Source organism: uncultured Senegalimassilia sp. (genome assembly GCF_934632265.1).
In the GTDB taxonomy this organism is placed as follows: Bacteria; Actinomycetota; Coriobacteriia; order Coriobacteriales; family Eggerthellaceae; genus Senegalimassilia.
In genome coordinates, this window is the sequence record NZ_CAKTYH010000081.1 from 1 (window position 1) to 9,006 (window position 9,006).

General features: G+C 59.9%; 7 protein-coding genes. 6 read left to right on the top strand and 1 reads right to left on the bottom strand.

What is annotated here, in order from left to right:
* Positions 1-655 (bottom strand): Glu/Leu/Phe/Val dehydrogenase dimerization domain-containing protein (locus tag Q0H50_RS06710; RefSeq protein ID WP_294420762.1); only part of this gene is annotated, 655 nt, incomplete at its 3' end.
* Between the two features lie 305 nt (positions 656-960).
* Here Q0H50_RS06710 and Q0H50_RS06715 point away from each other — a divergent pair.
* From Q0H50_RS06715 to whiA, 6 genes are all read left to right on the top strand, one after another.
* Positions 961-2,154: an MFS transporter gene (locus tag Q0H50_RS06715; RefSeq protein ID WP_294420764.1), complete on the top strand. Its 1,194-nt coding sequence runs from the start codon at positions 961-963 to the stop codon at positions 2,152-2,154.
* Positions 2,155-2,237: 83 nt separating this feature from the next.
* Positions 2,238-4,418, top strand: coding sequence for an ATP-dependent helicase (locus tag Q0H50_RS06720; protein ID WP_294420766.1), 2,181 nt, complete (start codon positions 2,238-2,240; stop codon positions 4,416-4,418).
* Positions 4,419-4,510: 92 nt separating this feature from the next.
* The gene (gene uvrC / locus Q0H50_RS06725; protein ID WP_294420772.1) at positions 4,511-6,475 is read left to right on the top strand and encodes an excinuclease ABC subunit UvrC; all 1,965 of its coding nucleotides are present in this window, start codon (positions 4,511-4,513) and stop codon (positions 6,473-6,475) included.
* Position 6,476: 1 nt separating this feature from the next.
* Positions 6,477-7,430, top strand: a complete 954-nt coding sequence (gene rapZ, locus Q0H50_RS06730; RefSeq protein WP_294420767.1) for an RNase adapter RapZ — start codon at positions 6,477-6,479, stop codon at positions 7,428-7,430.
* 1 nt (position 7,431) lies between these two features.
* Positions 7,432-8,583 carry a gluconeogenesis factor YvcK family protein gene (locus Q0H50_RS06735; protein WP_294420769.1) on the top strand — a complete coding sequence of 384 codons (1,152 nt, stop codon included), beginning with the start codon at positions 7,432-7,434 and terminating at the stop codon, positions 8,581-8,583.
* The coding region (whiA, locus tag Q0H50_RS06740) for a DNA-binding protein WhiA (RefSeq protein WP_294420770.1) at positions 8,562-9,006 on the top strand (445 nt) is incomplete at its 3' end. The genes Q0H50_RS06735 and whiA, both read left to right, overlap by 22 nt.

Below are 9,006 nucleotides of genomic sequence, written 5' to 3' on the forward strand. Positions count from 1 at the left end.
ACTCGTCGACGAAGTAGACGAGGCCGTAGCCGGTAGCCTCGGTGCGGGCAAGCGAGCCGCCGAACGAGAGGCCCTTGCCGGTGAGCACGCCGGTCCACTCGTTGCGCAGGCGCTTGTACTGGCCGAACAGATAAGCGACCTCACGGCCACCGACGCCAAGGTCGCCAGCGGGAACGTCGGTGTCGGGGCCGATGTGGCGGTACAGCTCGGTCATGAAGGACTGGCAGAAGCGCATGATCTCGTTGTTGGACTTGCCCTTGGGGTCGAAGTCGGAGCCGCCCTTGCCGCCGCCCATGGGAAGGGTGGTCAGGGCGTTCTTGAAGATCTGCTCGAAGCCCAGGAACTTCAGCATGCCGAGCGTGACGGTGGGATTGAAACGCAGGCCGCCCTTGTAGGGGCCGATGGCGGAGTTGTATTCAACGCGGAAGCCGCGGTTGACCTGGACCTTGCCGGAATCGTCGACCCACGGGACGCGGAACTGGATGATGCGCTCGGGCTCGATGATGCGCTCAAGCAGGGCGGCCTCCTCGAACTCCGGATGCGCGTCGAGTGCCGGCTGCAGGGTGCCCAGGATCTCGGTTGCTGCCTGGATGAACTCGGGCTGCTCGGCGTTTTTCGCCTTGACCTGCTCGATGATGCGCTCAGCGTAAGTCATTGCGTGAACCTCCTAGCGGATGCGGTGTAGTTTCAACGGCTTGCATTATAGGTTTCGACAAACCGGCGAAACGGTATATTAACGAAGCCGAAACAATGAGCCGCAACCTGCGGCGGACGGGCCTTCGCTCAGCGCAAACGGCTTGTTTTCGTTGCTTTCGCGCCCGTTTGGTCAAGCTGGTGCAAGCTTGCTATGGGCGGTTCGTGAGGGTTCTCTGAAAGCGAGCATTCGCGCCGATCGCGACTCGTCATGGGGCTACAATCCCATATCCGCGCAAAGGGATTGGGAAGGAAGCGCTCGGTTTCATGACAAGGTTCGTGGATAGCAAGCTTACGCTGCGGGAATGGCTGCCCCTCATCGGCATCACCGTTTCCGCGTTCATCTTCAACACCTCGGAGTTCATGCCGGTGGGCCTTTTGACCGGCATCGGCGCCTCGTTCGGGACGAGCGAGGGCGTGACGGGGCTCATCATCTCCGTGTATGCATGGGCGGTCATGCTGCTGTCGCTTCCCCTTATGATCTTGGGCTCTCGTTTGGCGTTTCGCCCGCTCATGCTTGTGGTTATCGGCGTGTTCTGCGCCGGGCAGGCGCTGTCGGCCGTGGCTCCCAGCTACGGCATGCTCATGGCCGCACGTCTGGTGGTCGCCTGCGCCCACTCGGTGTTTTGGGCCATCGCCGCCCCCGTGGCGGTGAAGGTCGTCGATGAGAAGCACGGGCCCATGGCGGTCAGCGCCGTGGTGACGGGCTCGGCGCTTGCCATGGTGGTCGGGTTGCCGTTGGGGCGCATGGTGGGGCTTTGGTTAGGCTGGCGTCAAACTTTCGGCTGCGTCTGCGCGGTCAGCGCGCAGGTGCTGGCGTACTTGGCGATGGTGTTCCCGAAGATCCCCGCCAGCAAGCCTTTCACGCTCAAACAGCTTCCCGACATCCTCCGGAACAAGGTCCTCATGGGCATCTTCATCGTGACAGCTCTGTATGCCATGGGTTACTACACGGGCTACAGCTACATCGAGCCGTTTTTGCTGCAGGTGGGCGGTATGGATGAGCAGGTGGTCACCATGGCCCTTGTCGCCTTCGGTATCGCGGGCCTTATGGGAAGCGCGGTGTGCTCGCGGTTTTACCGCGGTCATCGTCAAGCGTTCGCCGTGTGGGTGGTCGCTGGCGTGGCGTTGGCGCTGCTGCTCTTGCGGCCTGCCGCCCTCGGCATCGTCGGCGTGTTCGTCGTCTGCATGCTATGGGGTATCGCCGGATCGGGATATTCCATCGTCTATCAAGCTGAGATCATCGAGTTTGCAAGCGATGGCGAGCAGACCGTCGCGATGGCCATTTTCTCCGGCATCTTCAACCTCGGCATCGGCACGGGAAGCTTCATCGGCGGCGGGGTGTGCACGTTCGCGACTATCGCCGATGTCGGTTTCGTCGGGGCCTTTATCGCGCTTCTTGCCTTGCTGTACTGCACATTCGTGCTGATCAAGCATATGAAATCGCAACAGTCCAGGTAGAACGTGAGAACAATTGTTCGAAATCCATCGCTTCGATATAGAACAGGCGTTCCATATTTGATATACTTCCCGTTATGGATTCTATGACGACATATCGCGCGTTGGGCAGGCTCGATGACGAGCCTCGGCTCAATGCCGCTCAACAGCAGGCCGTTACAGCTACGGAAGGCTATGTACGCGTTATCGCAGGCGCGGGTACAGGCAAGACCGCTGCGCTGACGCAACGGTTCGCATATTTGGTCAACGAACTCGGTATCCTGCCGGGCAACATTTTGTGCGTCACGTTCACGAACAAGGCCGCCAACGAGATGCGCAGACGTATCCGCCGCCTTACGGGCGATCACGACACCGGCTACATCAACACGTTCCATGGCTTTTGCGTTTCGGTTCTGCAGGAAGATTCCCATGCCGTACGGTATCCGAAAAGCTTTCTAGTGCTCGATAACGCCGACATCGACGCCATGCTGCAAACCATTTATGATGAGCGCGGTCTTACCTTGCGCGATATGACGTTTTCCGCTGCACGCGACATGATAGAGATGCAGAAGCTCAAAGAGCACCCGAACTACTATCTGGATATGCTCGAATGGTCTATCGCCGAGCTGCACGACAGGTATATGCAGGCCGATGACGTGCGCGACATCATCTTCTATGGGTATCTGTACCAGGAACGGAAGTGCTTCGGGCTCGATTACAACGACCTCATCGTATTCACGCTCTACGTTTTCGAGCGGTTCCCCGACATCTGCCTGAAATGGCAGCAGCGTTTGGAATACATCATGATCGATGAGTTCCAGGATATCGATGCGCTGCAATACCAGCTCATGGAGGTGCTGCAAGGGTATCACAGGAACCTGTTCGTGGTCGGAGACCCCGATCAAACCATTTACTCGTGGCGCGGCGCGGATGTGAAGCTGCTGCTTGACTTCGATAAGCGCTTTCCCGGCACGCGTACCATCATGATGCTCGAGAACCATCGGTCGGTGCCCCAGGTGCTTGCGGTGGCGAATTCGCTCATCGCGAAAAACCACATGCGCATCCCGAAGGATCTGGTTGCCGCGCGGCGCTCGTTCGGTCCCACGGTCTGGCATCATGCCGTATCGCCCCAGGCCGAAGCGGCCTGGATCGCCGAAGGGGTGGAGGCGTTGCATGGCAAGGGAGTTGCTTATCGCGATATCGCGGTTCTGTATCGCGCGCATTACGCCTCGCGGTCGGTCGAGGAAGCGTTTCTGAAGGCGGATATCCCGTATTCGCTGTTCAGCGGCGTGCCCTTTTTCGGCAGGAGCGAGATCAAGGATGCGCTGTGCTATCTGCGTCTCATTGCGGTGGGGGATGACCTGGCGTTTCTGCGCGTGGCTAACGTTCCTAAACGCAACCTCGGTCAGCGTCGTATGGCGTATCTTCGCCAGTATTGCGACGAGCACGGTGGCACGATGCTGCAGGCTCTTGAGGCCACATGCGAGGACGATATCTTCAAACGCACGAAGGCCAAGCAGCTTATTGCCCTTGTGCGCGGCTTTCGCAGGTCCGTCGAGGGCCGTCCGGTATCGGAGGTGCTCTCGGCGCTGCTCGATGAAAGCGGCTATGAGCAGATGTTGCGCACCGAGGGCAGCCAAGAGCGATTGGACAATCTTGCCGAGCTGAAGCAATCGGTCTATGAATTCGAGGCAACGTGTGGTGAGGAGGTCACCATCGACCACTACCTGCACCACGTAGCCTTGCTCTCCAATGCCGACATCGCGGATGCATCGCAGGATAACGTGCGGCTTATGACTATCCATGCCGCTAAGGGTTTGGAATTTCGCCATGTGTTCGTATGCTCGCTGTCCGAAGGGGTTCTGCCTTCGCGCAAAACACGTACGGTGCAGGCCATGGAGGAGGAGCGTCGTCTTGCGTTCGTGGCGTTCACACGCGCCAAGGACGGCTTGTATCTTACCGAGGCGGAGGGCTTCGGTCATCAGGGGACGCCGCGTTATCCTTCGCGGTTCCTCCTCGATATCGACCCATCGGCCTTGGAGTTCTCGAATAAACCTGTGGATTCCCAGCTTGATGAGGCGCGCAGCGCATATGAGGCAACCGATCGATGGATCGCCGACATGGCTGGGCAAGCGTCCATCAAGCCGGGCACGCGTGTTGCCCATAAAGCGTTCGGGTGCGGCGTTGTGCAAGGTATCGACGAGCAGAAGCGTGCGTATATCATCGCGTTCGACGATTTGGATACGCCGCGATGCATTTCATTTCGCGTCAAACTGGAGGTAGTGTGAGCAAGCCGGAGGAGTTCCAACGATATAACCCGGCATCGGGCTTCACCGAAGGCGGTTCGGGAAGGGCGCAGGGCGTTGCCGGAGATGAGCATGTGCGGGTGCCGGAGGGGGAGACGTTCGAGCAGAAGCTCGCGCGCATCAAGCGCGAGCTTGATGCCGTGCCAACCCTTCCGGGAGTGTATCTATGGAAAGACAAGCACGGTCAGGTCATCTACGTCGGTAAGGCCAAGCAGTTGCGTGCCCGCATGCGCCAGTATGTCAATTTCCAAGATGAGCGCGCCAAGATCCCGTTGCTCGTCGAGCAGATCTGCACGTTCGAGTACATCGTGGTGGGCAACGAGCATGAGTCCTTGGTGCTTGAGAAGAACCTTATCAACCAGCACGCCCCATGGTTTAACGCCGACTTCAAGGACGACAAGTCCTACCCGTTCATCGCCATCACGAAAGGCGATGTGTTCCCTGCAATCAAATACACCCGCGAGAAGCATCGTGCGGATACGCGTTATTTCGGCCCCTATACCGATAGCCGCGCCGCTCGCCGTATGGTCGACATTGCACGGCGGGTGGTGCCGTTGTGCTCTTCTAGCTGCGCTGACTGGCGTACGCTGAAGCGCAAGCTCGAGAAAGATCCGCTCGCATGCCTGGCATCTGACGCGCGTCCGTGCTTCGATGCGCATGTGGGCTTGGGCCCCGGGGCGTGCTGTGGTCGGGTCACCCCCGAGCAGTATGCCGCCAACGTCAGCCGCATCGAGCGCTTCCTCTCGGGCAACCATCGGGAGTTCGTGGAGGAGCTTTCGCAGGAAATGCAAGAGGCTGCGGCCGAGCTCGATTTCGAGCGGGCGGGTCGTATCAAGGCTCGAATCGATACCATAAACGGGCTATGCGATAAACAGCATGCGGTAAGCTCGCGTAACCTCGACGCCGACGTCATAGGCTTTTTCCGGGAGGAGACCATCGCCGGCGTGCACGTGCTCATGGTACGCGAGGGCCGCATCATCAACAGCAATGAGTTCGTGCTCAATCGTGGTAATGATGTTCCCGATCAGGACTTGCTCCATATGTTCCTGCTTCGCTATTACGATGCCACCACGTCCATTCCGCACGAGGTGGTCGTGCGCGTCATGCCCGAGGATGCCGAAGCTATGGAGCAGTGGCTTACCGACAAGCTTGCAAGCGCGCATGGCGCGAAGGTTCGGTTCGCGGTCCCCGAACGCGGGGAGAAAGCGGATCTGGTCTCCATGGCGGAGCAAAACGCCAAGCACACGCTCATGCGCTATAAGGTGCGCACGAACTACGAGGACAAACGCATCAACGATGCCTTGCTGCAGCTGGAGAGCGCCTTGGCGCTCGATGCGCCGCCCATGCGCATCGAGTGCTTCGATATCTCCACCAACCATGGCACCTATACCGTTGCCTCCATGGTGGTGTTCAGCAACGGAAGGCCTGACAAGGGGCAATACCGACGTTTCAAGATCAAGGCCCAGCTTGACGAGGCAAACGATTTCCTGTCCATGCAGGAGGTTATGAGCCGCAGGTATTGCCCTGAGCGAATGGCCGATGAGCGGTTCGGCAAAAAGCCCGATCTCATCATCTTGGACGGCGGCCTGCCGCAGCTCAATGCCGTCATGCAGCAGTTCGATAGCATGGGGATCCACGATATCGCCCTGTGCGGTTTGGCGAAGCGCGACGAGGAGCTGTTCGTGCCCTGGCAAGATACGGGCCCGGTGGTGCTGCCGGGCGGCAGCGCCAGCTTGTACCTGGTCAAGCAGGTTCGAGACGAGGCGCACCGCTTCGCCATCGAGTTCCATCGCCAATTGCGCGGCAAGGGCATGACGGCAAGCATATTGGACGAGGTGGAAGGCCTGGGCCCGGTGCGCAAGAAAGCGCTGCTCAAGCACTTCAAAAGCTTCAAGCGGCTTAAAACTGCCAGCTTGCAGGATATCCTTGACGCCAAGGTGGTGCCCGTCCAGGTAGCCAACGAGTTGTACGTGGTGCTACAGCAGTATAATGAGCAGACGAGAAATGAAATGGTCGTAGGCGGGGAAGGAGATTCGTGACATGACCGAGATTGCAAACGAGCTTGAGAATATGCCTGAGCTGGTCATCGTGAGCGGCATGAGCGGTGCGGGTCGTACCGAGGCCATGCATGCGTTCGAGGATCTTGGGTATTTTTGCGTGGACAACCTGCCCAGCGCCCTTATCGGGAACCTGCTGGCCTTAACCGGCATGCCCGGTCAGCCTGACAACCATCGGCGCATCGCCGTGGTGTGCGATGCGCGCAGCGGCGGGTTCTTCAAAAGCCTGATGGAGGAGCTTTCCAAGCTCAAAAGCGCCGGCATCGATTACCGCGTGCTGTTCTTGGATGCCGATGACGAGAAGCTCATCGCTCGTTATAAATCCAGCCGCCGCCGTCACCCGCTGTGCACCGATGGCAGCTCCATCGCAAGCGGCATAGAGCGCGAGCGCGAGATGCTTTACGATGTGCGCAAGCAGGCGCACCACGTTATCAACACCACCGACATGATGCCCGCTCAGCTGCGCAGCACCATCCGCGCGCTGTTCGCTCCCGGCGAGGAGCGCCAAGGTCTGCAGGTCACGGTGTACTCGTTCGGCTTCAAGCATGGTGCCCCCGTGGACGCCGACCTGGTCATGGACGTGCGTTTCCTTCCCAATCCGTACTACGACCCTGAGCTGCGTCCGCTTACCGGCCTTGACAAGCCTGTGCGAGACTACGTGCTGTGCCGATCTGAAACCGAGGAGTTCCAGAAGTGCTGGCGTGCGCTGCTCGATTGCGTTATGCCCGGATACGTGGCGGAGGGCAAGCAGCAGCTCGCCATCGCCGTAGGGTGCACCGGCGGTCAACATCGAAGCGTGGCGCTCGCCGAGTCCACGGGGGAATATCTCAAGCAGAAGGGCTATCGCGTCAGCGTCGCGCATCGCGACCTGAAGCTTGCCGAAGGCGTCGATGGCCAGCTCATCAACGCAGCCGCGAAGCCGGTCGAAGGCCGTTAGGATGAGCGAGATGCAGCACGAAAGCCATATGGAGAGCGGTCATTTCCCTCATGATCCGTCATTGACGGCGGCGTTCGCTCCGCTGTATGCGGCAGATCCCGTGGTGCCGGAGTCCAGCAGCTTGAAAGCCGTCGTCATCGGCGGCGGAACGGGTGCGCCGGTATCCATCCGCACCTTGCTTTCCATGGGCGTGGAAACTTCAGCCGTGGTCGCTATGGCCGATGACGGCGGCTCAACGGGAATCTTGCGCGAAAGGGCGGGCGTCACCCCTCCTGGTGATATCCGCAAGTGCATTTGCGCTATGGCGGCCGACCCCGATGACCCGCTGACGCGCGCATTCAAATATCGGTTCCCGTTCGCCGACAACCATACGCTTGGCAACCTTATGCTTTCCGCGCTCGAGGATGCCACGGGCGAGTTCCCGCAAGCCGTTCAGATTTGCGAGCGTCTGCTCAATGCGCGTGGACACGTATACCCCTCTACGCTCGATCGCGTTTCGTTGGTCGCGCGAACGCGCGATGGGCGCTATATCGAGGGCCAAGCCGTCGCCTGCCATTCGCGGACGGCGCTTGCGCACGTCCAGTTGCGCGGTCAGGGCAAGATTCAGGCATACCAGCCGGCGCTCGACGCCATCCGCAACGCCGATCTGATCGTGCTTGGACCGGGAAGCCTGTTCACGTCCATCATCCCCAACCTGCTGGTCCCGGGCGTGGTGGATGCCATCCGCCAATCGAAGGGGGCAACGCTGTTCGTGTGCTCCTTGGCTGATATGCAGGGTGAAACATGGGGTCTCACTGCGCGCGAGCATGTCGAGGCGTTGTTGGCTCACGGTATGCGCGGGCTGCTTGATTACGTGCTCGTGCACAGTCCGTACCCCGTTCGCCCCGATGCTTCCGAGACGGGCACCTTCCGCGCGCTCACGGGGGTCAATGTCGGCGATAGCCGATTCACCGTCGCCCCCGGCGAGGAGGAGGGCAGGCGCGTGCGCCCCGTGCACATCGATTATCCCGACCTGCGCGCCATTCAAAGCAAGGGCCCGGTCGTCATCGTTCGAAATCTGGTCGACCCGCAGCGCCCCACCTGGCATGATCCGTATTTGCTGCGCGAGGCGTTCACGGGGGTGTTGCATTTATGTCGTTCACGGCAGAGGTAAAAGACGAGCTGTCCCGCGTCCCGGCAACGTGCAGCCATTGCGACAAAGCCGTTTTGGCGGCGCTTGTGCGCATCGAGGGCACGTTGTTTGTCTCGGGTAAGAACCGCTATCGCGTCGAAATCGCCACTGATGCACCTTCGGTGGCCCGTTTGGTCATCAAGCTGCTGCATGAGCTCTATCGTCTGAAAACCAACCTCACGGTGCGTCGAAGCGTTTTGCACAAAACGCCGAATTACCTTATCGAGGTGCCTGCTCAACCCCAGCTGGCGGCGGCGCTGGTTGACATGGGCGTGCTTGCCCCCGAAGGCGGTCTTGTGCTCGGCGTATCCGAGCAGCTGGTTACCAAGGACTGTTGTGCGGCCGCATATCTGCGCGGTGCTTTTTTGGGCAGAGGGTTCGTGTCCGACCCTCGCGGTGATTTCC